This window comes from Nonomuraea wenchangensis, assembly GCF_900111685.1.
In the GTDB taxonomy this organism is placed as follows: domain Bacteria; phylum Actinomycetota; class Actinomycetes; order Streptosporangiales; family Streptosporangiaceae; genus Nonomuraea; species Nonomuraea wenchangensis.
On sequence record NZ_FOHX01000023.1, the window covers coordinates 97,113 to 121,492 of the forward strand.

Here is a 24,380-nt window from a genome sequence, read left to right on the forward strand (position 1 = left end):
CACGGTCATGGTCACGGCGGCGGGATCAGGAGGCTGGCGAGGAGCATCGCGCACGTCGTGACGCCGCACAGCCACGACAGCGCCGGCCGGACCGACACCGCCCTGGAGACCAGCAGCCGCGGCATGCGGGCCCTCGCCGTCTCCTTCGCCGTGCTGATGGTCACCGCCGCCGTCCAGGCGGTCATCGTCGTGGCCTCCGGCTCGGTGGCGCTGCTCGGCGACACCCTGCACAACCTCGCCGACGCCCTCACCGCCGTACCGCTGGCCATCGCGTTCTCGGTCGGCCGCCGCGCCGCCACCCGCCGCTTCACCTACGGCTACGGCCGCGCCGAGGACCTGGCGGGCATCGTCATCGTCGTGGTCATCGCCGTCTCCGCCGCCCTCGCCGGGTACGAGGCCGTCCAGCGCCTGCTCAACCCCCAGGACATCCGCGCCCTCGGCTGGGTGGCCGCCGCCGCGGTGGCCGGCTTCGCGGGCAACGAGTGGGTGGCCCGCTACCGGATCAGGGTCGGCAGGGAGATCGGCTCGGCCGCCCTGGTCGCCGACGGCCTGCACGCCAGGACCGACGGCTTCACCTCGCTCGCCGTGCTGCTCGGCGCGGGCGGCGCCGCGCTCGGCTTCCCGATCGCCGACCCCGTCGTCGGCCTGCTGATCACCGTCGCCATCTGCTTCGTCCTGCGCGACGCCGCCCGCGAGATCTACCACCGCCTCATGGACGCCGTGGACCCCGCGCTGGTGGACGCGGCGGAGGGCATCCTCGCCCGGGTGCGCGGCGTGCGGCAGGTCGGCTCGGTACGGCTGCGCTGGATCGGCCACGCCCTGCACGCCGAGGTGGAGATCCTGGTCGCCCATGACATGTCGGTCGTGGACGCGCACGCGGTGGCGGTCGAGGCCGAGCACCGCCTCATCCACGAACTGCCCCGCCTGCGCGCCGCGACCGTCCACACCGACCCCTACGGCCCGGACGGCGCCGACCACCACGCCTCGCTCACCGGCCACCGGAGCGAGTGAGAAGAGGAGGCGGCATCACCGGCGGCCGTACGGGTAAGTTGGTGCGGGTGTCCGCAGCCACCGCTCCCCTCGTGCCCAGCGACCCCGGCAGCCCTGCGGGCCCTGGCGCGTCCGGTCCCGGCGCCCGGCTGGCCTGGCTCGACGCCCTGCGCGGCATCGGCGCGATGGCCGTGGTGGCCGAGCATCTGCTGCCGTGGTTCCTGCCGGACCTGCGGCCCTTCTGGTTCAGTCTCGGCGTCTACGGCATCCTGGTGTTCTTCCTGGTCAGCGGCTACATCATCCCCACGTCGCTGGAGCGGCACGGCGACGTGCGGGCCTTCTGGATCAGCCGGTTCTTCCGCCTCTACCCGCTCTACCTGGCGGTGACCGCGCTCGTGCTGGCGCTCGCCTGGTGGGTGCCGGTGCGCGCCGAGGTGCCGCGCGACGGGAGCGCGGTCGCGGCGCACGCCACGATGCTGCTCGACGTGGTCGGCGTGGGCGGGGTGGTCGACACCATGTGGACGCTGTCGTACGAGATGGTGTTCTACCTCGTGGTCACCGCGTTGTTCCTGGCCGGCGCGCACCGGGGGAGCGGGACGCTCGCGATGGTGTTCGGCGTGGGGGCCGTCGTCGTGGGCCTGGTGGTCGGCGGGCCCCTGCTCCGTGGCGGCTGGCCGGCGTACGTCACGGCCGTCGTGTTCGTGGCCGGGCTGGCGTGCGTGCTGTGGGGGCGGGCCCGTACCGCGGCGGCCTGCGTGCTGGCCGTGACCGCGCTGGCCGCGCTGGTGCTGAGCAGCCGCATCCCGTGGCTCGGCGTGGCGGTGGTGGCGGTCATGTTCGCGGGGACCGCGATCCGCCGCTGGGAGCAGGGCACGGGCCCGCTGTGGCCGGTGGCGGTGACGACGGCGCTGGTCGTGCTGGCGCCGTTGCAGGCGATCGAGACCGGCTGGTGGTGGGTGGAGGCCGACGTCTGGGTGACGACGATCGCGCTGGCGGGCGGCACGTTCGCGGGCGGCATGGCGCTGCGCGGGCGGCGGCTGCCCCGGCCGCTCGTCTGGCTGGGCCTGGTCAGCTACTCGCTCTACCTGGTCCACCATCCGCTGCTGAAGTACTTCACGCAGCTCTCGGGCGATCTGCGGGACGCCGAGCCGGCGTGGCAGGCGGCGATGGCGGCGCTCGCCCTGGTGCTGGTGCTGGGGGCGAGCGCCCTCGCCTACCACTTCGTCGAACGGCCCGGTCAGGCGTGGGGCCGCCGGGTCGCGCGGGCCGTCTCAGGCGCCGGTCGCGGCGGGCTCCGGGGCGGCGGCCCCGCCGGGCGGGCCGGATAGGGCCCGTCCGAGGCGCGGATGGCGGGCCAGCGTCCGGGCCACCACCGGATCCTCGTCGGCGAGGAAGGCCAGGTGCCTGATGGCGTGCGCGACCACGTTGACCAGTGCGAGACGCTCCGGCGACGGCGTCGCGGGCGCGGCGCCCCGGGCGATCTCCAGGGCGGGCACGCGTTCGGCGGGCAGCCAGGGGGCGGGATCCGGGCACACCGCGTACGTGAGCACGACCCGGCCGTCCGGCTCGTAGCGCCAGCTCGTGGAGTGCAGCACGACGCCGGGATCGTCGCCGCGCACCCCCGACAGCCGCCGCGCCGCCTCGTCGGGGGTCTCCCCGGCGCGCGGGCTGGTCATGGCGTGCCGGTACGACCAGCGATTGTCGGTGCCCACGCGTAGCATGAGCGTCTCAACCGAGACCACGTGTCCTGCCGTCATCGCCACCAACTTACTGCAATCCATGCGCAACTACGGGCGGCACGCAGGTGGCGTTCGCTCTTGAACCGCGCGGCGAGCCCGGCTGTAGTCGAAGGGGCGTGCGACAGAGAGGGGCCGAACAACCATGCCAGGTGTGCTGGTGCTGATGGGGTCGGGCGAGACGAGCCCGACCATGGTCGAGGTCCACCGCGCCGCCACGCGGGAGCTGCGCCCCGGGGCGCGGGCGGTGCTGCTCGACACCCCCTACGCCTTCCAGGAGAATCGCGCGGACATCTCCGCCCGCGCCCGCCGCTACTTCGCCCACAGCGTGGGGCTTCAGGTCGAGGTGGGCACGGGCATCGCGGGGGCCGACTGGGTGTTCTCGGGGCCGGGGAGCCCGACCTACGCGCTGGAGCGCTGGGCCGAGTCCGGCGTGGCCGGCGACCTGCGGGCACGGGTGCGCGCCCGGCAGGGGGTGACCGTGCTCGCCTCGGCGGCGGCCTGCACGGCGGGCCTGGCCACCGTCCCCGTCTACGAGATCTACAAGGTGGGCGCCGAGCCCCACTGGCGCGAGGGCATCGACCTGCTGGAGCCGCTCGGGCTGCGAGCCGTCGTCATCCCGCACTTCGACAACGCCGAGGGCGGCACCCACGACACCCGCTACTGCTACCTCGGCGAGCGGCGGCTGTCGCGGATGGAGCGCGAGCTGCCCGAGGGCACCGCCGTGCTCGGCCTCGACGAGCACACCGCGCTCGTCATCGATCTGGAGAGCGGGAGCGTGCGCGTCGCCGGGCGGGGCGGGCTCACCGTGCGGCTGCCGGGGTCGGCGGCGGTGCTGCCGGCGGGCACCCGCACCGACCTCGCCGAGCTCCGCCGGCTGGCCTCGGGCGTGGGGGGCGCCCCCCTGCCGCCCGCTCCCGCCGAGCGGGCCGCCGTGCCCGCCGAGGTGACGCTGGAGGAGACGATCCGCACCGGCGAGGAGCGCTTCCGCGCGGCGGAGGCGGAGCCCGACCTCGTGGCGGCCGCGCAGGTGGTCCTCGACCTGGAGGCCGAGATCGTCAAGTGGGCCGCCGACACCGAGGAGGACGCCGGCGGCGTCGACCAGGCGCGCGAGCTGATGCGGCTGCTCATCGCCCGCCTCGGCGAGCTGGCCGCCGACTCCGGCCGCCGCTCGACGAGCCTCGGTCACCTGGTGGAGTCGCTGCTCGCGCTCCGCGCCGCGCTGCGCGAGCAGGGCCGCTACGACGTCGCCGACGCGCTGCGCGAGGCCATGCGGGCCGGCGGCGTACAGATCGAGGACACCCCGGACGGCCCTCGCTGGAGCCTCTGACCCGGCGGACCTGGCGGCGTCAGCGGCGGGGCGGGTCGATGCGGGCGCCGTCCGGCCGGAAGATCATGATGCGGGAGAGGTCCACCGCGACCTTGGCGGCGTCGCCCGCGCGCCAGACCGGGCGGTTGCCGAGGCGGACGATGAGGTCCGCGCGGCGGTGGATGCCGCTGCCGACGCGCTCCTGCTCCTGGGGCTCCTCCTCCTGCACGGGGGCGAACATGCGGCGCATCAGGCCCGACAGCCCGCCGGAGCCGTTCTTGGCGCCCGGGGCCCGCCGCCTGGGGTCCGGCGGCTCGGGCACCGGCACGGCGGGCATGCCGCACTCCAGGTACGCCAGCCACTCGTGCCCGTGATACTCCAGCGCCCGCACCCGCCCGAAGAACGACGGCCCCTCGTACGACTCCGGCACCGGCGCGAGCCCGTCGGGCCGCATGCCGACCAGGACGTGCCCGCCGGTGTGCTGCGAGATGGCGTACGCCCTGGGATCGCTCCAGGGCATCGTGAGCCGGTGCGGGCCGAAGTCGAGCAGCACATACTGGTTCTGGGGCGTCCTGACAGTGGCCGCCAACAGGTTCAACTGCTGGGAGTTGAGGAAGGCGGCCACGAAGGCGGTGGCTGGATCGTTGTAAATCTGGGCCGGGGTTCCGACGTCCTGCAGGACGCCGCGATTCAGGATCGCGATGCGGTCGGCCAGCGTCAGGGCCTCCACCTGGTCGTGGGTCACGTAGATGGTGGTGACGCCGAGCGACCTGACCAGCGCGGAGATCTCCATGCGCAGCTCGGTGCGCATGCCCGCGTCCAGGTTGGACAGCGGCTCGTCCATGAGGAACAACTTCGGCTGCCGGACGATCGCCCGGCCCATCGCTACGCGCTGCCGCTGGCCGCCGGACAGGGTGCCGGGGCGGCGGTCCAGCGTCTCGTTGATGTGCAGCACCTTCGACAGCTCCGTCACGCGCTCGCGCACGAGGGCCGGGTCGGACTTGGCGATCTCCAGGGGGAAGGCCATGTTGCCGCGTACGGTGCGGTGGGGGTAGAGGGCGCCGTTCTGGAAGACCATGGCGACGTCGCGGTCACGCGGTGGCAGGTGGTTGGCGAGCTGGCCGTCCAGCCACAGATCCCCTTCGGTGATGGCCTCCAGGCCGGCGATCATCCGTAACAGCGTGGACTTGCCGCAGCCCGACGGGCCCAGCAGGACGAGGAACTCACCGTCTTCGGCCCGTAGGTTCAGCCGGTCGACGGCCAGGTAGTCGCCCGGATACACCTTGGTCACGCTGTCGAGAACGACCGAGCTCATGGGCCTGCACCTTGCGCGCGTGTCACCTGTGACGAGACGGATTGATGAGGTAGTACATCGCGCCTTAACGCTAGATGTCCACCCTTGACATAAAGAATCTCCTTCAGGGGCGTTTTGGTCGGGGGTTTTGGGCGTCCGAAGGCCGAGATTTCCGGATTGCTGGTGCCTGCAAAGGACTTGCGTAAAGTTGCGGAAACGGCTTTCATGGTCGGGACGCAGGGGGGAGACGGGTGCGCGCCCGTCTCGCGTGTCCCCGGAGCAGCGGATTCGGCGGCAGGGTGGAAAGTAAAGTAGTTCACATGAATGGTCACGCTCGCCTTGCCGACATCGCCGCCCAGGCCGGGGTGAGCGAGGCCACCGTCAGCCGGGTGCTCAACGGCAAGCCAGGGGTCTCCGCGACCACCCGCCAGGCGGTCATGACCGCCCTCGACCTCATGGGCTACGAACGCCCGCCCCGCCTGCGCCAGCGCAGCAACGGGCTGGTCGGCCTGGTCACGCCCGAGCTGGACAACCCGATCTTCCCCGCGTTCGCGCAGGCCATCGAGAAGGCGCTGACCCAGCACGCCTACACGCCGGTGCTGTGCACCCAGCTCCCCGGCGGCGCGCCCGAGGACGAGTTCACCGAGCTGCTGGTCGACCGCGGGGTGAGCGGCATCGTGTTCGTCTCCGGGCTGCACGCCGACGCCACCGCGAGGATGGACCGCTACACCCGCCTCACCGACCGCGGCCTGCCGATCGTGCTGGTCGACGGCTACAGCGAGCACATCGACGCGCCCTTCATCTCGCCCGACGACCGCATGGCGGTCCGGCTGTCCGTGCAGCACCTGGTCGACCTCGGGCACGAGCGCATCGGGCTGGCGCTCGGCCCGCGCAGGTTCGTGCCGGTCATCAGGAAGATCGAGGGTTACAAGCAGACGATGGCCCAGCTTCTCGGCGCGACCGACGTCGACGACCTGATCGCGCACTCGCTGTTCTCGGTGGAGGGCGGGCAGGCGGCGGCCACGCAACTGCTGGCGCGCGGCTGCACCGGCATCGTGTGCGCCAGCGACCTCATGGCACTGGGCGCGATCCGCGCCTGCAGGGAGAAGGGGCTGGCGGTGCCCGGCGAGGTGTCGGTGGTCGGGTTCGACGACTCGCCGCTCATCGCGTTCACCGACCCGCCGCTGACGACGGTGCGCAAACCGATAGGAGCGATGGCCTCGGCGGCGGTGCAGACGCTGCTGGAGGAGGTCAACGGCGCGCCCGCCAAGCACGTCGAGCTGATCTTCCAGCCCGAGCTCGTCGTCCGCGGCTCCACCGGCTCCGGCCCGCTGGTCAACCGGTGACGCGCGACGTCCTCGTCCTGGGCGGCGCCGGCGTCGACACCACCGTGTACGTCCCGGAGCTGCCGCTTCCCTACCGCGACACCTACCACGTGCCGCCGGTCGTCGACCGCATCGGCAACACCGGGGCGGGCGTGGCGCTCGGCTGCCACGCCCTCGGCCTCGACGTCGCCTTCGCCGACCTGATCGGCGACGACCCGCAGGGCGCGCTGGTCCGGCACGCGCTGCGCGAGCTCGCCTGCTCCTACGGCACGGCCGAGGCCGGCACCCGCAGGAGCGTGCTGCTCGTCGGCCCCGACGGCCGGCGCACCTCCTTCTTCGACCCCAAGGACACGCCGGGGGAGCGCCTGCCGAAGGAGACCTACGCCGGCGTGCGCGCCCGCCACGTGCACGTCTCCATCACCGACTTCTGCCGCCACGTCTACGACGACCTCCACGGCGTGCCGATCTCCACCGACCTGCACGACTGGAACGGCGCCGACGACTACCACAAGGACTTCGCCCTCCGCTCCGACCTGGTGTTCCTGTCGGCCGTGGCGCTGCCCGACCCGGCGGCGGCGATGCGCGGCATCCTGGCCGGGGGCCGCGCCCGCACCGTCGTCTGCACCCGCGGCGCCGACGGCTGCCTCGTGCTGACCCGCGACTCCGGCGAGGTGCGGGCCTTCCCCGCCGAGCCGCTGCCGGGGCCGGTCGCCGACAGCAACGGCGCGGGCGACGCGTTCGTCTCCGGCTTCCTGTACGGCACGCTGCGCGGCCGGCCGCTGGAGGAGTGCGTCAGGCTCGGGGCCGTCGCGGGGGCGCACGCGTGCGCCGTGCCCGGCACCCACGAGTCGCCGATCACCGAGAGACTGCTGCTGGAGCGGGCGGCGGCGACCGGCCCGCGTCCGGGTCAGCCGAGCTCGCGCCAGGCCCTGCCGACGAACGGCGGCAGCGAGATCAGCAGATAGACGCAGGCGAAGGCGAGCAGGGCGGCGCGGAGCCCGGCCAGCTCCGTCAGCGCCCCGGCCAGCAGCCCGCCCACCGGCATGGCCGCGTAGGCGGCGGCGGTCATCGCCCCGATGACCCGGGCCCGCAGCACGGGCGGGATCCGGTCGTACTGCAGCACGCCCAGGATGGGGTTGATCGCCCCCGCCGCGAAGCCCGAGGCCAGCGCCACCCCGACGGCGACCGGGAACGGCACGTCCAGCGCCAGCACCAGCACCCGTGGCACCCCGGCCAGCAAGAACGCCACCCCGTACGTCAGCCGCCGGGGCAGCCGGTCGCCGGCGGCAGCGTAGGCGACGGTCCCGGCCAGCGCGCCCGCCGCCACCGACCCGGCCAGCAGGCCAAAAGCTCGCGGATCGCCCGCCACGTCCCTGGCGTAGAGCGCCAGCAGCACCTGCGTGACGCCCGTGTCCAGCATGTTCACCACCACGAGCATGCCGGTGGCGCTGAGCTGCAGCCGGTCACGCCACAGGAAGGCGAGCCCGGTCCGCAGCCCCCGCAGATACCCCTCGCCGCCGCCGGGCCGTGCCTGGCCGCCGGGAACGGCCCGTGGCAGCATGCCCACCAGGGCCGCCGACAGCAGGAACGTGACACCGTCCACGACGAGCAGCGCGTGCGTGCCGAGCCAGAGGATCAGCACCCCGGCGAGCGGCGCGCCCACCATCGCGGCCCCTCGGTAGACCCCGTCGTAGGCCGCCGCCGCCCGTTCGATCCGCACCTGCCCCAGCGCCGCCAGCTCCGGCAGCATCGCCTTGCGCGCGGTCTCGCCCGGCGTGGCCGTCAGCCAGCGCAGGAACAGCAGCGCCAGCAGCAGCGGGTACGACAGCCCGGACCCCTGCGCCAGCAGCGGCACGGCCAGCACGACCAGCCCGCTGATCAGGTCCGACAGCATGCTCGACCGGTGGAACCCCAGCCGGTCCACCAGCGTCCCGCCGAACGCCGCCGCGACCACCACGGGCAGCGTGGTCGAGAACGCCGCCAGCCCGGTGAGCGCCGCGCTGCCCGTGGTCTCCAGCACGAACCACGGCACGGCGAGGACGCACAGCATGGTCCCGGTGACGGAGAGGGCGTTGGCGGCCAGCAGAATGATGAATGGACGCCTCACGCGCTCTAGCCCCGTTCCCGACCCGAAAGTTGCTCAGGGTAGACGGGCGACGGAGCAATCTGGATGACAGGCTTACCCGATTGGGCAAAAGTGATTTCGTACTACGATTGGGACGCATGATTCACCGGTCATCCGCGCGGGCCCACCCGTGAGCGTCGTGGTCTGCGGCGAGGCGATGCTGCTCATGCTGGCCGAGCCCGGCATCCCCCTGGAGCGCGCCACCTCCTTCCGCCGCTCGATCGCCGGCGCCGAGTCCAACGTCGCGGCCGGGCTGGCCAGGCTCGGCCACGAGGTCCGCTGGCTCGGCCGGGTCGGCGCGGACCCGGCCGGCAGGTCGGTGCTGGCCATGCTGCGCGCCGAGGGCATCGACACCCGGCACGCCGTCGTCGACCCCGAAGCCCCCACCGGGCTGCTGCTGCGCGACAGCCATCCGGCCAGGGCCATCGACGTCCACTACTACCGCGCGGGCTCGGCCGCCTCCCGCCTCGACCCCGGCGAGCTGACGCCCGAGATGGTGAGCGGCGCTCGGCTCGTCCACGTCACCGGCATCACGCCGATGTTGTCCGGCTCGGCGCACCTGGCCACGCTCCGCCTGCTCGACCTGGCCCGCGAGGCGGGCGCCACGGTCTCCTTCGACCCGAACGTACGGCTCAAGCTCGGCCCGCCCGAACGGTGGCGCGAGCGCGTCGCGCCGCTCCTGGCCCGCGCCGACGTGGTGTTCGCCGGCGAGGACGAGCTGGAGCTGCTCGGCGTGGACCCCGCCGCGCTGCCGGGACTGGTCGTGGTCAAGCACCGCGACAAGTCGGCGAGCTGCGCCGGGCTGCGGCAGGAGGCGTTCCCGGTGCCCGTCACCGATCCGGTCGGGGCCGGGGACGCGTTCGCGGCCGGGTTCCTGTCGGGGCTGCTGCACGGGGAGCCGTACGAGGTGTGCCTGCGCGAGGCGGCGGCCGTGGCGGCGCTGGTCGTGCAGTGCGCCGACGACAACTCCGGGCTGCCCGACCGGGAGGGCCTGGACCGGGCGCTGGCCGCGTTCGCCGCCTCGGGCGAGACCGTGCACCGCTGAGCCCGTCCGCGTACGACCAGGAGGTATTCCGATGACCGTCGCCGTCCACGTCGGCCCCGAGCCCGTGCCCGCACTCGTCGAGGCCGTCCGCCGCGGCGGCGGTCGCGTCGTGCCGCTGGAGGAGGCCGAGGCGCTCGTCTACTACGGCAGCGGCGACCCCGGCGAGCTGCGCGGCATGCTCGGCGAGCGCATCCGCTGGGTGCAGCTGCCGAGCGCGGGCGTCGAGCGGCTGGCCGCCGCCGGGGTGATCACCGACGAGCCGGTCTTCACCGCCGCCACCGGCTCGTACGGCCCCCAGGTCGCCGAGCACGCGCTCGCGCTCATGCTGGCCGCCGCCCGCGAGCTGCCCCGGTACGCGAGGGCCACGAGCTGGAGCCCGAACGGCTCGGCGGTGTTCGCCGGCTCGACCGTCGCCATCGTCGGCCACGGCGGCATCGGGCGGGCGCTCGTGCGGCTGCTGGAGCCGTTCGGCTGCCCGGTGATCGCCGTCACCGACCGCGGCGACGCGCCCGGCGCGGCCCGGATCCTGCCCCGCGACCGCTTCCGTGAGGCGCTGCCCGAAGCCGACTACGTTGTGGTCGCCGCGCCGCTCACGCCCCGCACCCGCGGCATGTTCGGGGCGCGCGAGTTCGCGCTCATGCGCCCCGGCGCCTGGCTGGTGAACGTCGCCCGCGGCGGCCTCGTCGTCACCGCCGACCTGGTGGACGCGCTCCGCGAGGGCCGCATCGGCGGGGCCGCACTCGACGTCACCGACCCCGAGCCGCTGCCCGACGGGCACCCGCTCTGGACGCTGGACAACGTCCTCATCACGCCGCACACCGCGAACCCGCGCGCCGCCTACTGGCGCGGGCTGGCCGAGCGGGTCGAGGACAACGTGCGCCGCTTCGCCGAAGGCGCCCCCCTGGAGGGTCGGGTCTCCCCGTCCGAGGGGTTCTGACCGCCTCTCAGACGAGCGTGATGCGGGCGCCGGAGCTGAGGCCCGAGTCGTGGACCTCCAGGCCGACGGGCTTGCTCTTCTTCGGCAGGTCGAACACCAGCGTCCCGGTGAACGCCCCGCCCGACTCGATCCGGATCGGGGTGATCTCCTTGCCTGCGGCGTCGAGCAGCTTGACCCCGCCGTGCAGGTCGTCGTCCTCGGCGACCAGCTTCTGCTGGCCCGGGTAGAGGACGCGGGCGTCGGGGCCCACGTTGGCCACCTGGACGCCGACCCGGCAGGTGCGCTTCGTGGCCGCCTTCGCCGGTTTCTGGCACGTCGTGCCGGTCACGGAGAAGCGCAGCTTGCCGTCCTGCACCTGACCGTCGGCGCCGGCGTCCGGGCCGCGGAACAGCCACGCGAGAGCGGCCAGGACCAGCACCACCAGGACGGCCGCCACCACCAGCGCGGTCAGGCAGCCGGTGGCGAGGCTCCGCTTCCTGCGGGGTGGCGGGTATCCCGGCAACGGCCCCTGCCCGGTGGTCGCGTGATGCGGTGGCGGCCCCGGGTTGCCACGGGGATGACGGGGGAGCGGCATCTGCCCCGTCTGATGCGGCGGCACCATCCCCCCGGGCACCGGCCCGCTCCGCTCAGCCGGCGGCACCGGCGGCACGGCGGCCCCAGGGTGCGCGGACGCGCCGGGGTGTGCGGGCGCCCCGGGCGGCATGGCGGCGCCGGGGTGCGGCGAACCCGCCGGCGGCCTCTGCTGCATCGGGGATCCCTGCGGCGGGATCTGGGCGTTCTGGGGGATCGGAGCGCCCTGAGGAGGCACGTGGGGCCCCCGGCTGCTTCCGGGAGTGGGCCCGGTGCGCTCGGCGGGCGGCGGCTGCATGCCAGGCGTCGGCCCGGTGCGTTCCGCCGGCGGCACGACGCCGGGCCCTTGCCCGCCAGGTCCCTGGGGGCCGGGGGGCTGGGTGAGGGGAGCGAACTCCGAGGCGTTCCAGGCGTTCGTCAGGTGCTTGGTGGCCGCGAGCTGCGCGGCGGGCTCGTCGGCGGCCTCCACCAGCTCCAGCAGCAGTTGCCGAGCCGTCGGCCGCCGCGACGGGTCGGGGTGGATGGCCGCCGCCACCAGCCGGTCGAGCGGCGCGGGCAGGCCCCGCAGGTCGGGCGGCGCGGTACGGGCCCGCGCCGCCATCACGTAGGCGTCCCCCTCGCCGAACGGATGCCCGCCCAGCCCCGCGTACGCGATCAGCGACCCCCACGCGAACACGTCGCCCGCCGGGCTGGTCCGGCCCTCGAAGACCTGCTCGGGAGCGATCCAGCCGGGCGTGCCCATGACCATGCCGGCGTTGGTGTGCCGGGCGTTGACGTGCGTCGAGCGGGCCAGCCCGAAGTCGATGACGCGCGGCCCGGCCAGGGTCAGCATGACGTTGGCCGGTTTGAGGTCGCGGTGCACGAGCCCGGCGGCGTGGATGGCGGTGAGCGCGGCGGCGACGCCGACGGCGGCGGCGTGCAGCACCGACGGCGACAGCGCGCCGTGCTCGATGAGGTGGTCCTCCAGCGAGATGCCGTCGATGAACTCGGTGACGAGGTAGAGCACGCCGCGGTCCTCGCCGTGGTCGAGCACCCGCGCCGTGCAGAACGAGGCCACCTTGCGCGCGTTGGACACCTCTTCGTGGAAGCGCGCCCGGTAGACCGGGTCGGCGGTGTAGTCGCGCCGGATGGCCTTGAGCGCCACCCTGGAGCCGTCGGCGGCCTTGGCGAGGTAGACGACCCCCATGCCGCCGGAGCCGAGACGGCTGACCAGCTCGTAGGAACCGATCGCCGGCGGGTCTTCCGGCTTCAGCGGAGTGCCTGCGGAGCGCCCCAAAGTCGCCGTCCTCTCGCCGTGGTCATCCCGTCCCAAACCGAACCGAACCTCCGCCCGGCATGCCGTTTCGTACCCCAGACTCTAACGGAGGAAGGGGCCCTCCGTAGGCCACTGGCGCTGAGCAGGCATGGCCTCAGGAGCGGCCGGGCTTGCGGCGCGTCTGGCGCATCCGTACGCGCAGCCGGGCGAGGTCGACGGAGTGGGGGATCGGGCGGTGCGGGGACAACAGCCGCCCGATCGGCTTGGGTTTGGCCTCCCGCAGCACGGCGGCCAGGAACGCGGTGCCGACGGCCAGCGTCAGGTGCATGGCGTCGCAGCCGGGACGGGCCCACCACTCGTCGGCGGCGGTGCCGTTGAGCCAGATCTCCGGCGCGAAGGAGTCGGCGTACGGCAGCCGCGCGCTGCGCTGGTGCACCGCCAGCGGGACGAGCACGGGGGTGCCGGCGGGCAGGGTGGTGCCGTACCAGTGGGTCGCGGCGGCGGTGACGCGGGACAGCGCCGGCACCGGCGGCCACAGGCGCAGCGCCTCGCGCAGGCAGGCCCGCAGGTGCTCGGGGTCGGCGCGGGCCGCCTTGCGGTGCGCCGGGTGCGTGGACAGCAGCGCGAGCGTCTGCATCAGCGCCGCCGAGACGACGCCGAGCCCCATCAGCCAGTAGGCGGCCTGCATGAGCCCCCGCGACTCGGCCTCGCCGGAGGTCTCGGCGATCAGCCCGGCGAGGCTGCCGGGCTCGCCCCTGCGCAGATGGTCGAGGATGCGGGTGTCGTAGCGGCCGGACAGCAGCTCCCTGCGCCGCCTGGCGCGCCGCCGGCCGGCCCGCGTGAGGCCGGTCAGCAGCCGGGTCAGCTCCTCGTCGCCGGCCGCGCCGTCGCCGTAGACGCAGCGGCGGGCCACGCGCTGCCAGCGCGCGTCGAGCCGGGCGAAGTCCACCACGCCGCTGGTCAGCTCGGCCGCCTCGCCGCGGGCGATCTCGATGAACGCCGGGCGCAGCACGTCGGCGGGCAGCCCGAAGGGCCGCTCCTCCATGCAGGCCTCCAGCCCGGCCTCCACGCCGGCGGCGTAGACGTCGCGCTCCTCGTCCAGCACGCGCAGCGCGTCGCGCCTGGACAGCACCAGCAGGGCGGGGCCGCGCCGGCCGCGGACGAGCACGGGACGGCCGCCGTAGCGGGACTCCAGACCGGCCAGCAGGGGACGGGCCCGCAGCAGGTCGCGTCCGGGGAGTGTGTGCGGCGCCCACGGCGGGACGAGCGCGGCCGAGAGCCGCAGGCTCTGCAGCGCGCCCGCCCTGGGCAGCCCCCTAGGCACGCGCGCCCTCCCGTCCGGTGGAACGTTCCACCGGCGCCCGCGGGTCCGGGGCCGTGCGGGCTCGTGCCCGGCGGACCGCGGGCGCCTCCGGGGTGGCCGGAGCGGGAAGGAGGTCCATGCCGCTCATGTGATCGCGCCGCCCGGCCCGCCGCAACGCGGGGTCTCGGTCAGTGGAACGCTTCGGGCCGCGGGGCCCCGCGGCGTTCCGGTCAACGGGACGTCTGCTCGCCGAGCAGCGCCGCCGAGATCGCCTGCGCCGCCCCGCGCACCGCGATGGCGAGCCGCCCCAGAGGCACGCCGTACGCGGGCGCGGCCACGCCCACGGCCATGCGGATCCGTCCGCCCGGCGAGCCGAACGCCGGCCCGAACACCGGGGCGGCCACGCACGACACGCCCTCGGCGAACTCCTCCCGCGCGTACGCCACCCCGTGCCGCCGCACCTGGGCCAGCTCCCGCTCCAGCCCCGCCAGCGTGGTGACGGTGCGGCCGGTCAGCCGCTCGAACGCGCCGCGCGCCAGGAACTCCTGCCGCAGCCCGGCGTCGAAGGCCAGCAGTGTCTTGCCGGTCGCCGTGCAGTGCAGCGGCGCGCGGTCCGTGGCGTCGGAGGGGGAGACGACCCGGTCGTGGCCGTACAGCCGCTCGACGTAGCGGACCTCCAGGCCGGAGGGCACCGCCAGGTTCACCGTCTGCCGGGTGGTCTCGTACAGGTAGAGCAGGTAGGGCAGCACCGCCCGCCGCGCTCCGGGCCCGCGCGCCGGCCCGCCCGCGAGCACCTCCAGCAGGTCGCCCGGCAGGTAGCCGGTGCCCGCCCGCCTGGCCAGCCCCCGCCCGCACAGCACGCCGAGTATGCGGTGGGCGGTGGACTTGGGCAGGCCGGTGCTGCGGCAGAGCTGCGCGAGGCTGACCGGCCGCGACGCCCCGCTCAGCGCGAGGAGGATGTCGATCCCCCTCTCCAGGCTCCCCGGCTGCGACACCGGGCGGTCGTCGGCGAGCGGTGGCTCCTGGCCGGCCGTTTGCGTGAGCATGAATGTCCCTTCGCTCTCCGCGAGCAAGAGGGGGCTTCCCCGAGACTGCGGCTTGACCCTCCTTGGCCTACCCCGGTGGCCGCGTCTCCAAATACCCAGGTCAGCGTAATTTGATGAGCTCGGCGTAGACCGAGACGGCCACCTCCCCCGGCGTTCTGGCCCCGATGTCCAGACCTGCCGGGACCCGTACCCGTTCGCCGCCCTCCACCCGGGCGAGGACGGCCGCGCCGCGCGCCCGGCTGGCGATCAGCGCCACGTACGGCACGCCCCTGGCCAGCGCCGCCCGCAGCACCGGCTCCTCGCCGGCGCCGTGGCTGGCCACGAGCACGGCGTCGGCGCCGTCGGCGATCGGCGCCGCCGGGTCGCCGCCCGCCTCCACCTGGTAGCCCATGGCCCGGCCGACGGCGGCGAGGGCCCGCGCGATGGGGCTGTCGCCGTGCACCTGGACGAGCACCGGCGGCAGCACCGCCTCCAGGAAGATCTCCAGCGTGCCGCCGGACAGGCACGGCTGGCCCACCGCGACCAGCCCCTCCTCCTCGTGCGGCTCCTCCGCCTCGGGCGTGATGCGCAGCAGCGTGGCCCGGCCGGTGCCGAGCAGGCGAAGGCCCTGCGCGCGTACGGCGTCCGTGGCGCACACCCCGCCCACGAACCCCTCGATCGTGCCGTCGGGCAGCACCAGCGCCCGGTCGCCCGCCTTGGCGCTGGTCGGCCGCTGCGCCCGCACCACGGTCGCGAGCACGTACGGCTCCCGCCCCGACCGCAGCTCCGCCGCCCGCGCCTGCACGTCCGCGCCGGCCGGGGCAGGGGCCCGCCTTCTGGGCGCCGGCATGCCGAGGAACTCGCTGCTCACGGGATCGCCAGATCCGTACGGAACGGCCGTCCCTGGACCGCCCGCCACACGTTCGCCGGGGTGAGCGGCATGTCCGCGTGCCGCACCCCGTACGGGCCGAGCGCGTCCACCACGGCGTTGACCACGGCGGCCGGCGACCCGACGGTGGCCGACTCGCCGACGCCCTTGGCCCCGATGGGATGCGTCGGCGACGGCGTCACGGTCTCGCCCAGCTCCCACGACGGGCACTCCATCGCCGTGGGCAGTAGGTAGTCCATGAACGACGCCCCGAGGTGGTTGCCGTCCTCGTCGAACGCCATCACCTGCATCAGCGCCATGCCCACCCCGTCGGCGAGCCCGCCGTGGATCTGTCCCTCGACGATCATCGGGTTGATGCGCACCCCGCAGTCGTCCACCGCCACGAACCGGCGCACCTTGACCTGCCCGGTCCCCGGATCGACGTCCACCACGCAGGCGTAGGCGCCGAACGGGTAGGTCAGGTTGGGCGGGTTGTAGACGGTCGCCGCGTCCAGGTGGCCCTCGATGCCCTCGGGCAGCTCCAGGTCGCTGTGCGCGGCCAGCGCGATCTCGGCCAGAGACTTTCCCGCGGACGGGTCGCCGACCACCGACCAGCGCCCGCCGGCCCACTCCAGGTCGTCCGGGGACGCCTCCAGCATGGCGGCCGCCACGATCCTCGCCCGGTCGCGCACCTTCCGCGCCACCAGCGCCGTCGCCGCGCCGGAGACGGGGGTGGAGCGGGAGCCGTACGTGCCGAGGCCGAACGGCGTCTGGTCGGTGTCGCCGTGCACCACCTCGACGTCGTCGGCCGGGATGCCCAGCTCCTGCCCGACGATCTGGGCGAACGTCGTCTCGTGCCCCTGCCCCTGGCTCTGGCACGACACCCGCAGCACCGCCTTGCCCGTCGGGTGCACGCGCAGCTCGGCGCCGTCGGCCATGCCGAGGCCCAGGATGTCCATGTGCTTGCGCGGGCCCGCGCCGACGGCCTCGGTGAAGAAGCTGATCCCGATGCCCATCAGCTCGCCCCTGGCCCGCCGGTCGGCCTGCTCGGCGCGGAGCTTGTCGTAGCCGACCAGGTCCAGCGCCAGTCGCAGCGCCTTCGGGTAGTCGCCGGAGTCGTACTCCCAGCCCGTGGGGGAGACGTACGGGAACTGCTCGGGCCGGAGCAGGTTGCGCATGCGCAGCTCGGCCGGGTCCAGGCCGAGCTCGGCGGCGAGCACGTCCACCATGCGCTCGACCAGGTAGACGGCCTCGGTCACGCGGAAGGAGCAGGCGTAGGCGACGCCGCCCGGCGCCTTGTTGGTGTAGACGCCGGTGACCTCGCAGTGGGCGGCCTCGACGTCGTACGAGCCGGAGAAGACGTGGAAGAACCCGGCGGGGAACTTCGTGGGCTGCGCCGTGCCGTTGAAGGCCCCGTGGTCGGCCAGCACCTTGACGCGGATCGCCTGGATCCTGCCGTCGCGGGTGGCGGCGATCTCGCCGCGCATGTGGTAGTCGCGGGCGAAGGCCGTGCTCATGAGGTTCTCGGAGCGGTCCTCCATCCACTTGACCGGGCGGCCGGTGACGATGGAGCCGACGATCGCGCACACGTAGCCCGGGTAGATGCCGACCTTGCCGCCGAAGCCGCCGCCGATGTCCGGCGAGATCACCCGGATCTTGTGCTCGGGCAGCCCCGCCACCATCGCGTACAGCGTGCGGTGGGCGTGCGGGGCCTGCGTCGGGCACCAGACGGTGAGCTTGCCGGTGACCTTGTCGAAGTCGGCGAGCGCGCCGCAGGTCTCCAGCGGGGCCGGGTGCACCCGCGGATAGATCATGTCCTGCGCGACCGTCACCTCGGCCCGCTCGAACAGGGCGTCGGTGCGGGCGCGGTCGCCGGCCTCCCAGTCGAAGATGTGGTTGCCGGTGCGGCCCTCCAGGTCGTCCCTGATCACGGGGGCGTCCGGGTCGAGGGCGCGGCGGGCGTCCACGACCGCGTCCAGGGGGTCGTACTCGACGTCGATCAGCTCCAGCGCGTCCCGGGCCGAGTACGGGTCCTCGGCCACCACGAACGCCACCTCCTGGCCCTGGAAGCGCGCCTTGTCGGTGGCGAGCACCGCCTGGGTGTCCCTGGACAGGGTCGGCATCCAGGCCAGGCCCAGGCCCTCCAGGGTGCGGCCGGTGATCACGGCCCGGACCTTCGGGTGCGCCTCGGCGGCGCCGGTGTCCACGGAGACGATGCGCGCGTGCGCGTGGGGGCTGCGCAGGATCGCCCCGTACAGCATGCCGGGCAGCCGTACGTCGTCGGTGTACGTGCCACGCCCGCGGATGAACCGGGCGTCCTCCTTGCGGTGCATCCGCCCGAAGCTCATGACCGCGCCTCCTGTTCGGCCGCCGCCGCCCACTTGATGGAGCGGACGATGTTCTCGTAGCCGGTGCACCGGCAGAGCTGGCCCGAGATGGCCTCCCTGATGGTCGCCTCGTCGGGGTCGGGATCGCGGTCCAGCAGCCAGCGCGCGGTCAGCAGCATGCCCGGCGTGCAGAACCCGCACTGCAGCCCGTGGCACTCCACGAACCCCTTCTGCACCGCGTCCAGCTCGCCGTCGCGCTCCAGCCCCTCGACCGTGGTCACCTCGTGGCCGTCGGCCATGACCGCGAGCACCGTGCACGACTTGACCGGCACGCCGTCGAGCCGGACCGTGCACACGCCGCAGTTGGAGGTGTCGCAGCCCCAGTGGGTGCCGGTCAGGCCCAGCTCGTCGCGCAGGAAGTGCACGAGCAGCAGCCGGGGCTCGACCTCCCGGGTGTGCGGCTGCCCGTTCACCGTGACCGTGACGCGCATGTCAGATCCTTCCCGCCGCCGTGGTGAGGGCACGCCGGGTGAGCTCGGCGGCCAGATGACGCTTGTAGTCGGCCGGGCCGCGCTGGTCGGCGTGCGGCTCGCAGTGCTCGGCCGCGACCCGGCCCGCCTCGGCGAACGCCTCCGCGCCCGGCGGCCGGCCGGTCAGCAGCTCCTCGGCCTCGGGGGCGTGGAAGCCCTCGGCCCCGACGGCGGTCAGTCCGATGCCCGCGCTGGTGATCACGCCGTCCTCGACGGTGAGCACGGCTCCGGCGGCGGCCACCGGCCAGTCGCCGACGCGCCGCTCGACCTTCTCGTACGCGCTGCCGGTGCCCGGCCGGACCGGGACGCGGAGCTGGATCAGCAGCTCGTTCGGCTCGACGGCGGTCTCGTACGGGCCGCGGTGGAACTCCCTGATCGGGACGGTGCGGACGCCGCCCGGCCCCTGGATGACCGCGGTGGCGCCCAGCGCGGCGAACACCGCCGCCAGGTCCTCGGAGGGATCCGCCTGGCACAACGAGCCGCCGACGGTGCCCCGGTTCCTGACGATGGGGTCGGCGATGACCCGCTCCGCATCGCGAAATATCGGGAAAAGGTCGGTGGCGGCCGTGCTGTCCAGCAACTCGGCGTGCCGCACCAGCGCCCCGATCGCCAGCTCTTCACCCTCGCCCTCGCGCTCAATTGCGACCCGCCCCAGCTCACCGGCCAGGCCGTTGATGTCGATGAGGGCCTCGGGCTGGGCCAGGCGGAGTTTCATCATGGGGATGAGGCTGTGGCCGCCGGCCACGATCCTGGCGTCGGGGCCGTACCGCTCCAGGAGCGCGATCGCGTGCGGGACGCTGTCGGCACGTTCGTAGGCGAACGTCGCGGGAACCTGCATGCCTGCACAGTGCTGTCACCGATTCGTCGCGACAATCCACGAATAAGGGATTCCTTAATCCGTACCGGCCGTCTATGAAGAGGGCGTGACTCTCAGCCAGCTCGGCGCGTTCGTCTTCGTCGCCCGCCTCGGCTCGGTCAAGGCCGCCGCGCGCGCACTCGGCGTCAGCGAACCCGCCGTCTCCCAGTCGCTCGGCCAGCTCCGCAGGCACCTCGGCGACCCGCTGCTCACCCGGTCCGGCGACCGCATGGTGCTCACCGAGGGCGGGCGCCGCCTGCTCGGCATCGCCTCACGGATGGTCGCGCTCGGTGCGGAGGCGTTCGACGCCGTACGGCCCGGCCGCCCCGCCCGCCTGCACGTCGTCATGGACGCCGGCCTCGCCGAGTACGTCGCCGGCCCCCTGCTCTGCCTGTTCACCCAGCGCAAGCCCGTGGACGCCACCTCCGGCGTCGCCGCGACGGCGGAGGTCCCGCTGCTGCTGTCCAGCCGCCTCGCCGACGTCGCGCTCGGCGCCCAGGCGGGCGGCGAGGGCCTGGTCAGCCGCCCGGTGCTGCGCTGCAGGCTGATCGTGGTGGGCGCGCCGGACGGCCGCCGCGACCACTGGCTCGTCGGCCCCTCAGGCACCGACCCGGCCAGCGACACCGGCCGCCTGCTGCGCCTGTTACGCGTGCCCGAGTCCCAGGTGCGCGTCTACGCCAACCAGAGCGCCGCCTGGACGGCCGCCGCCGAGGGCGCCGGCCTCGCCCCGGCCACCGCCCACCTGGTCTCCTCGCAGCTCCGCCGCGGCACGCTGGTCCCCGTCGACACCCCGGCGACCCCGCTGACCTCCTCCTGGTACGCCACCACCCTCGGCCCGGACGCCCGCCCGTCGGCCGCCGGCACCTTCCTCGACTTCCTCACCACCCCGGCCGCCACCCAGACCATGCGCTCCCCGGACGACGGCATCCCCCGCAACCGCTTCCGCCCTCCGGTCCACGTCTCGATCTGGAGCTAGGTCGTCGATGTCCTGAAGCGTTTGAGCCGCTTGCCGAGCAGGTGACCGTTGCGCACCTCCTGCCCCGCCGTGATCCGTACCGTCAGACGCGGGTTCCCCGCCAGCGGCGCGAGATCGAGGCCCGGAGTGGAGTCCGTGAGCCAGAGCGTGCGCAGCTCGGGCAACTGGGCGAGAGGCGAGAGATCCTCCAAGAAGCGGCAGTTCGCTAGAACAAGGCCCATCAATTGTTCGAGACCGGCGAGAGGACGGAGGTCGTGGACCTGTGTCTCGTCGAGATCCAGCCAAACGAGCGAGCGGCACTCCGACAGAGGGGAGATGTCATCGATCGTCTGGGGGCCCCACAGGCCCAGACTCTGCAGGCCGAGTCGTGAGAGCGCGTCCAGGTCCGTCAGGCGGTGCCGGGCCCTGAGGTAGAGGTTCGTCAGGTGAGGGGCGCGCTCGACGATCTCTCGCACGCTCGTCACTGCCGCGACATCCCGCAGGGCCAGTTGGTCGAGGTCGTCGAGCGGCGGCAACTGTTCCCAGCTCTTCAGCTCGTCGGCGTTGGTGATGGAGAGACTGTTCAGCCCGGGAAAGTCCTTGAGAGGGGAGAAGTCGGCTATACGCGAGGCGTCGTGGAGGGCGATGTCGGTCAAGTGCCGGAGATCGGAAAGGAAACCGATCTCGTCGACCCGTTCCAGGGTGATCCGCGTCAGTGCGCTGAGTCGGCGCACAACGCTCGTGGACGGTTCGGTCAGATAGCCGGACACGGTCAGCGTGGTGAGTGATTCACGATGGGCCAGCAGCGGGCTGAGGTTTCGCGCTACAGCAAGGTGGACGGCAATGCTGTTCAGGGGAGGGAGCACGCGCAAGGCGTCGACCTGTCCGGACGTGGATGCCGAGAGGAAGTCAGAGTCGAACTTCACCCGGGAGAGCACCCGCCTGGCGTACACCTCCGGTTCGAAGTACCCCCATCCCTCCATCAGCTCGTACCGCACCTGCCATCGATCATCAGCCGCGTAGGCGGCCAGGACGTCGATCGCCCCGGGGCCGTTGATCAGCCAGGCCGTTCGCACGCAAGCGCGGGCGACCGCCGTGGAAAGCCCGTCGAGGCTCGCCGGTAACCGGTCGAGCACCACCTGACCGGCCAGCGCCAGCGACCGCGCCGAGCCCACGTCCCGTGGCGGGATGAGATCGTCCAAGCAGCCGTCCACCGCCGCCCGCAGCCGCTCGGGCACCGACGGCAGCGTCTCCAAACACCCGCAGACCACGATCTTGAGCCGCCGCGCGTGCCGGGGTTCGGCGGCCATCCGGGACAGCAGCCCGTCGAGCAGCGCCTCGCGCAGCGGCCCGTTGGCGTGTCCGGCTGCCATGACGACGACCTCGCGCCACTGGTCCCGATGCGCGTTCATGACCAGCGGCTCGACGTCCCCGACCTCGGCCGCTGCCCGCGCCGTCAGGTATTCCTGCACGGTCCTGTGCACGAAGTCGATCCGCCCGGCGACCGGCTCGCGGATCACGCCACTGCGTTCGAGCAAGTAGTCGAGAACCTGCTCCCCGGTCGCGCGGACGCCGGGCATGGCCGCGATGACCTTCTCCACCCACGCCACCGCCGGCGCCTTCGCCAGCTCCAGGCGGTTCGTCATGGAGAGCCGCCACGCCAGCTCCTGCAGCACCTGCATCTTCTGCAGGCGGTTCAAGTGAACGTCGCCGTAGCTGGGGATGACCCGCTCCGCGTCCCGTCGTTCGAGCAGCATCTCCAGCGCCGCGGCGTATAGGCCCATCCGGTCGGGAGGGAGCTGGGAGGCGCGGTCGAGGTTGAGGGCGCACAGCATGGAGGCGAGCAGCGGCGTGGCGGCGAGCGCGCGCAGATGCGGCGCGTTGTCGACATGCGCCAGGAGGCGGGCCTGCACCACGGGCAGTTGCTCGGGCGGGCAGGGCAGGTCCGTGCCGCCGCGGATGGCCTCGTGCCAGTGCTCGACGAGGGCCCGGGTGTCCGACGGGGTCATCCGCTCCAGGAACGCGGGCGCGAAGCCCTCCTCGTCCAGCCACGACGACCTCGCGGCCGACGGCCGGCTGGTGACGACGACCCGGATCGCGGGGAACTCGGCCAGCAGCCCGCGCAGCCAGGGCTTGATCGCCTTGCGCTGGCCGCCGGTCAGCTCGTCCACGCCGTCGATCAGCAGCAGCGCGCGCCCGGAGGCGAGCTGCCGATGCGCCCATCCCGTGGGCATCAGCCCGGCCAGCGCCCCAGCGGTCAGGTCGAGGAACTGCTCAGGTCTGGGGAGGTCCCGGTCGGCGTAGCTGCGCAGCTTCACGAGGAACGGCACGCAGCCGTTCCACTCGGCCAACTCGCCGGAGAACCCGCCGCGGGCGGCCGTGACGGCCAGCCGGCGCAGCAGCGTGCTCTTGCCGCCGCCGGCCTCGCCGCGCAGCAGCATCCGGTGTCCCTGGCTGAGCGCGCTCTCGACCCGCATGGTCGCGGGTTCGTCCGGCACGTCATGCCACGCGTCATGAGCCGCTCTGGTCCGGGCGGCGGTGACGGACAGGCTGATGTACGCCACGCTCAGCGGGGTCCGCGGACGGAAGCGCTCGACCCGTACGCCCATGAGTTCGAGGCTGTCGAGCGTCTGCGAGACGTGTTCCAGGTAGCGGCGGCGGAACTCGGTGTCGCGGTCGGTGCCGTCAGGAGCTTCCAGCGTACGGGCGGGCAGGCGCTCCAGCATGGCGGACATCTGCTCGCCCAGCCCCGAAAGGCGCCCGAGCATCTCGGTGGCGGCGCGCGGCTGGAACTCGGGCAGGTGCCTGACGACCCTGACCAGGCAGTCGCAGCACTCGTCGAGCACGACCTCGTACAGCCTGGACTGCGCCTCGCCGAGGTCCTTGGGGACGGGCAGCGCCCTGCGCACCTCGCGGGCGAGGCGTACGGGATCGGCGTCGGCCGCGAGCAGGGCGCGGTCGGACAGGTCCGCCCGCGTCAGCGTGTCGCGCACCTCGGCGAGCACGACGAGGCGGTCGTCCTCGCCGAGGCCGGGGAACTCGTGCGCGCACAGCTTCAGCACCCGGGCCGTGACGGCGTCGGCGATGTCGTCCAGCTGGCGTTCGGCCTTGCGCCGCACCAGATGATCGGGGAAGCGGGCGCGCATGAGCTCGATGAGCGGCCTGCTGCTGCTCTCGCCGGTCGATCGGGCGCTCAGCCAGGTGCGCACGGCGCGTTCGCCGACCGCCGTGCCCACCTTCAGAGCGGCTGTCTCCAGGGCCACCGGGCCATTATCACCGGCGCAGCCCCTCGGGTCACCGCGTCACTTGAGCGCGGCGGCCTCCGAGGCCAGCTTCTCGACGCGGGCCCAGTCGCCCGAGGCCAGGGCGTCGGCCGGGGTGAGCCAGGTGCCGCCGACGCAGCCGACGTTCGGCAGCGCCAGGTAGTCGGCGGCGGTCGTGGCGCGGATGCCGCCGGTCGGGCAGAAGCGCACGTCGGGGATCGGCCCCGACAGGGCCTTCAGGTACGGCACCCCGCCCGCCGCCTCCGCGGGGAAGAACTTCAGCTCCCTGATCCCCCGCTCGGCCAGCGCCATGACCTCCGACACCGTGGCCGCCCCCGGCAGGTACGGCAGCCCGCTCGCCTCCAGCGCCTCGACCAGCGACGGCGTGGTCCCCGGCGAGACGAGGAAACGCGCCCCGGCCGCGGCCGACGCGGCGATGTCGTCGGCGGTGCGGACCGTGCCCGCGCCCACCGTGGCCTCCGGCACCTCGGCGGCGATGCGCGCGATGGCCTCGCGGGCGGCCGGGGTGCGCAGGGTCACCTCGATGGCCGGCAGGCCGCCGGCGACCAGCGCCCGCGCCAGCGGCACCGCGGTCGCGGCGTCCTCGATCACCACGACGGGGATCACGGGGGCCAGATCGAGCAAGCTCATGTGGTCTTCTCTCCTC

The 24,380-nt window shown here is 73.8% G+C and carries 20 protein-coding genes; 8 read left to right on the forward strand and 12 right to left on the reverse strand.

Annotated features, from left to right (window positions below):
• Window positions 1-57 precede the first annotated feature (57 nt).
• Together BMW85_RS43265 and BMW85_RS43270 are read left to right on the forward strand one after the other, a co-directional pair.
• Window positions 58-1,011 carry a cation diffusion facilitator family transporter gene (locus tag BMW85_RS43265; RefSeq protein WP_091093273.1) on the forward strand — a complete coding sequence of 318 codons (954 nt, stop codon included), beginning with the start codon at window positions 58-60 and terminating at the stop codon, window positions 1,009-1,011.
• A gap of 47 nt (window positions 1,012-1,058) precedes the next feature.
• A complete protein-coding gene (locus tag BMW85_RS43270; RefSeq protein ID WP_245775418.1) occupies window positions 1,059-2,318 on the forward strand; it encodes an acyltransferase family protein in 1,260 nt (419 codons plus the stop codon).
• On the opposite strand, the gene BMW85_RS43275 is transcribed toward BMW85_RS43270, so the two are convergent.
• Entirely contained in the window at window positions 2,262-2,747 is a 486-nt protein-coding gene (locus BMW85_RS43275; protein ID WP_143082606.1) for an NUDIX hydrolase, read from the reverse strand. The two genes, BMW85_RS43270 and BMW85_RS43275, sit on opposite strands and share 57 nt — an antisense overlap.
• A 124-nt stretch (window positions 2,748-2,871) precedes the next feature.
• Between BMW85_RS43275 and BMW85_RS43280 the strand changes: the two genes are divergently transcribed.
• The gene (locus tag BMW85_RS43280) at window positions 2,872-4,056 is read left to right on the forward strand and encodes a hypothetical protein (protein WP_143082607.1); all 1,185 of its coding nucleotides are present in this window, start codon (window positions 2,872-2,874) and stop codon (window positions 4,054-4,056) included.
• A gap of 19 nt (window positions 4,057-4,075) precedes the next feature.
• On the opposite strand, the gene BMW85_RS43285 is transcribed toward BMW85_RS43280, so the two are convergent.
• Window positions 4,076-5,350: an ABC transporter ATP-binding protein gene (locus BMW85_RS43285; protein ID WP_091093280.1), complete on the reverse strand. Its 1,275-nt coding sequence runs from the start codon at window positions 5,348-5,350 to the stop codon at window positions 4,076-4,078.
• A gap of 299 nt (window positions 5,351-5,649) precedes the next feature.
• Between BMW85_RS43285 and BMW85_RS43290 the strand changes: the two genes are divergently transcribed.
• Both BMW85_RS43290 and BMW85_RS43295 read left to right on the forward strand, forming a co-directional pair.
• Window positions 5,650-6,675 carry a LacI family DNA-binding transcriptional regulator gene (locus tag BMW85_RS43290; RefSeq protein ID WP_091093281.1) on the forward strand — a complete coding sequence of 342 codons (1,026 nt, stop codon included), beginning with the start codon at window positions 5,650-5,652 and terminating at the stop codon, window positions 6,673-6,675.
• On the forward strand, window positions 6,672-7,619 hold the full coding sequence (locus BMW85_RS43295; protein ID WP_091093283.1) for a carbohydrate kinase family protein: 948 nt from the start codon (window positions 6,672-6,674) through the stop codon (window positions 7,617-7,619). Before BMW85_RS43290 ends, BMW85_RS43295 begins: the two co-directional genes overlap by 4 nt.
• Here the strand turns inward: BMW85_RS43295 and BMW85_RS43300 are convergent.
• Window positions 7,562-8,761, reverse strand: coding sequence for an MFS transporter (locus tag BMW85_RS43300; protein ID WP_091093284.1), 1,200 nt, complete (start codon window positions 8,759-8,761; stop codon window positions 7,562-7,564). The two genes, BMW85_RS43295 and BMW85_RS43300, sit on opposite strands and share 58 nt — an antisense overlap.
• Before the next feature lie 148 nt (window positions 8,762-8,909).
• On the opposite strand from BMW85_RS43300, the gene BMW85_RS43305 reads away from it, so the two are divergent.
• Both BMW85_RS43305 and BMW85_RS43310 read left to right on the forward strand, forming a co-directional pair.
• Window positions 8,910-9,824: a sugar kinase gene (locus tag BMW85_RS43305; RefSeq protein WP_177241176.1), complete on the forward strand. Its 915-nt coding sequence runs from the start codon at window positions 8,910-8,912 to the stop codon at window positions 9,822-9,824.
• Window positions 9,825-9,855: 31 nt separating this feature from the next.
• Window positions 9,856-10,761, forward strand: coding sequence for a D-isomer specific 2-hydroxyacid dehydrogenase family protein (locus BMW85_RS43310; RefSeq protein ID WP_091093288.1), 906 nt, complete (start codon window positions 9,856-9,858; stop codon window positions 10,759-10,761).
• Between the two features lie 7 nt (window positions 10,762-10,768).
• On the opposite strand, the gene BMW85_RS43315 is transcribed toward BMW85_RS43310, so the two are convergent.
• The 7 genes from BMW85_RS43315 to BMW85_RS43345 form a co-directional block, all read right to left on the reverse strand.
• Entirely contained in the window at window positions 10,769-12,607 is a 1,839-nt protein-coding gene (locus BMW85_RS43315; RefSeq protein WP_091093289.1) for a serine/threonine-protein kinase, read from the reverse strand.
• Window positions 12,608-12,740: 133 nt separating this feature from the next.
• Window positions 12,741-13,910, reverse strand: coding sequence for a cytochrome P450 (locus BMW85_RS43320; RefSeq protein ID WP_091093291.1), 1,170 nt, complete (start codon window positions 13,908-13,910; stop codon window positions 12,741-12,743).
• Window positions 13,911-14,119: 209 nt separating this feature from the next.
• Window positions 14,120-14,935, reverse strand: a complete 816-nt coding sequence (locus BMW85_RS43325; RefSeq protein WP_091093293.1) for an IclR family transcriptional regulator — start codon at window positions 14,933-14,935, stop codon at window positions 14,120-14,122.
• A 100-nt stretch (window positions 14,936-15,035) separates the two neighbouring features.
• On the reverse strand, window positions 15,036-15,785 hold the full coding sequence (locus tag BMW85_RS43330; RefSeq protein WP_218156194.1) for an XdhC family protein: 750 nt from the start codon (window positions 15,783-15,785) through the stop codon (window positions 15,036-15,038).
• Window positions 15,782-18,130 (reverse strand): aerobic carbon-monoxide dehydrogenase large subunit, encoded by a 2,349-nt coding sequence (locus tag BMW85_RS43335; protein WP_091093294.1) that lies wholly within the window; start codon window positions 18,128-18,130, stop codon window positions 15,782-15,784. The genes BMW85_RS43330 and BMW85_RS43335 overlap by 4 nt, the downstream gene beginning before the upstream one ends.
• A complete protein-coding gene (locus BMW85_RS43340; RefSeq protein WP_091093296.1) occupies window positions 18,127-18,600 on the reverse strand; it encodes a (2Fe-2S)-binding protein in 474 nt (157 codons plus the stop codon). Before BMW85_RS43340 ends, BMW85_RS43335 begins: the two co-directional genes overlap by 4 nt.
• Window position 18,601: 1 nt before the next feature.
• Window positions 18,602-19,477: an FAD binding domain-containing protein gene (locus BMW85_RS43345; protein WP_091093297.1), complete on the reverse strand. Its 876-nt coding sequence runs from the start codon at window positions 19,475-19,477 to the stop codon at window positions 18,602-18,604.
• 85 nt (window positions 19,478-19,562) lie between these two features.
• Here BMW85_RS43345 and BMW85_RS43350 point away from each other — a divergent pair, with 85 nt between their 5' ends.
• Entirely contained in the window at window positions 19,563-20,471 is a 909-nt protein-coding gene (locus BMW85_RS43350; RefSeq protein ID WP_091093299.1) for a LysR family transcriptional regulator, read from the forward strand.
• On the opposite strand, the gene BMW85_RS52220 is transcribed toward BMW85_RS43350, so the two are convergent.
• Window positions 20,468-23,713 (reverse strand): NACHT N-terminal Helical domain 1-containing protein, encoded by a 3,246-nt coding sequence (locus BMW85_RS52220; RefSeq protein WP_091093300.1) that lies wholly within the window; start codon window positions 23,711-23,713, stop codon window positions 20,468-20,470. The two genes, BMW85_RS43350 and BMW85_RS52220, sit on opposite strands and share 4 nt — an antisense overlap.
• 39 nt (window positions 23,714-23,752) lie before the next feature.
• The gene (gene eda / locus BMW85_RS43360; protein WP_091093302.1) at window positions 23,753-24,364 is read right to left on the reverse strand and encodes a bifunctional 4-hydroxy-2-oxoglutarate aldolase/2-dehydro-3-deoxy-phosphogluconate aldolase; all 612 of its coding nucleotides are present in this window, start codon (window positions 24,362-24,364) and stop codon (window positions 23,753-23,755) included.
• Window positions 24,365-24,380: the final 16 nt, after the last annotated feature.

Bases quoted from the DNA above. Each gene is read 5' to 3' on its own strand.
- BMW85_RS43275 (WP_143082606.1), bottom strand. From the start codon at position 2,747: ATGACGGCAGGACACGTGGTCTCGGTTGAGACGCTCATGCTACGCGTG.
- BMW85_RS43280 (WP_143082607.1), top strand. From the start codon at position 2,872: ATGCCAGGTGTGCTGGTGCTGATGGGGTCGGGCGAGACGAGCCCGACC.
- BMW85_RS43285 (WP_091093280.1), bottom strand. From the start codon at position 5,350: ATGAGCTCGGTCGTTCTCGACAGCGTGACCAAGGTGTATCCGGGCGAC.
- BMW85_RS43290 (WP_091093281.1), top strand. From the start codon at position 5,650: ATGAATGGTCACGCTCGCCTTGCCGACATCGCCGCCCAGGCCGGGGTG.
- BMW85_RS43310 (WP_091093288.1), top strand. From the start codon at position 9,856: ATGACCGTCGCCGTCCACGTCGGCCCCGAGCCCGTGCCCGCACTCGTC.
- BMW85_RS43325 (WP_091093293.1), bottom strand. From the start codon at position 14,935: ATGCTCACGCAAACGGCCGGCCAGGAGCCACCGCTCGCCGACGACCGC.
- BMW85_RS43335 (WP_091093294.1), bottom strand. From the start codon at position 18,130: ATGAGCTTCGGGCGGATGCACCGCAAGGAGGACGCCCGGTTCATCCGC.
- BMW85_RS43340 (WP_091093296.1), bottom strand. From the start codon at position 18,600: ATGCGCGTCACGGTCACGGTGAACGGGCAGCCGCACACCCGGGAGGTC.
- BMW85_RS43345 (WP_091093297.1), bottom strand. From the start codon at position 19,477: ATGCAGGTTCCCGCGACGTTCGCCTACGAACGTGCCGACAGCGTCCCG.
- eda (WP_091093302.1), bottom strand. From the start codon at position 24,364: ATGAGCTTGCTCGATCTGGCCCCCGTGATCCCCGTCGTGGTGATCGAG.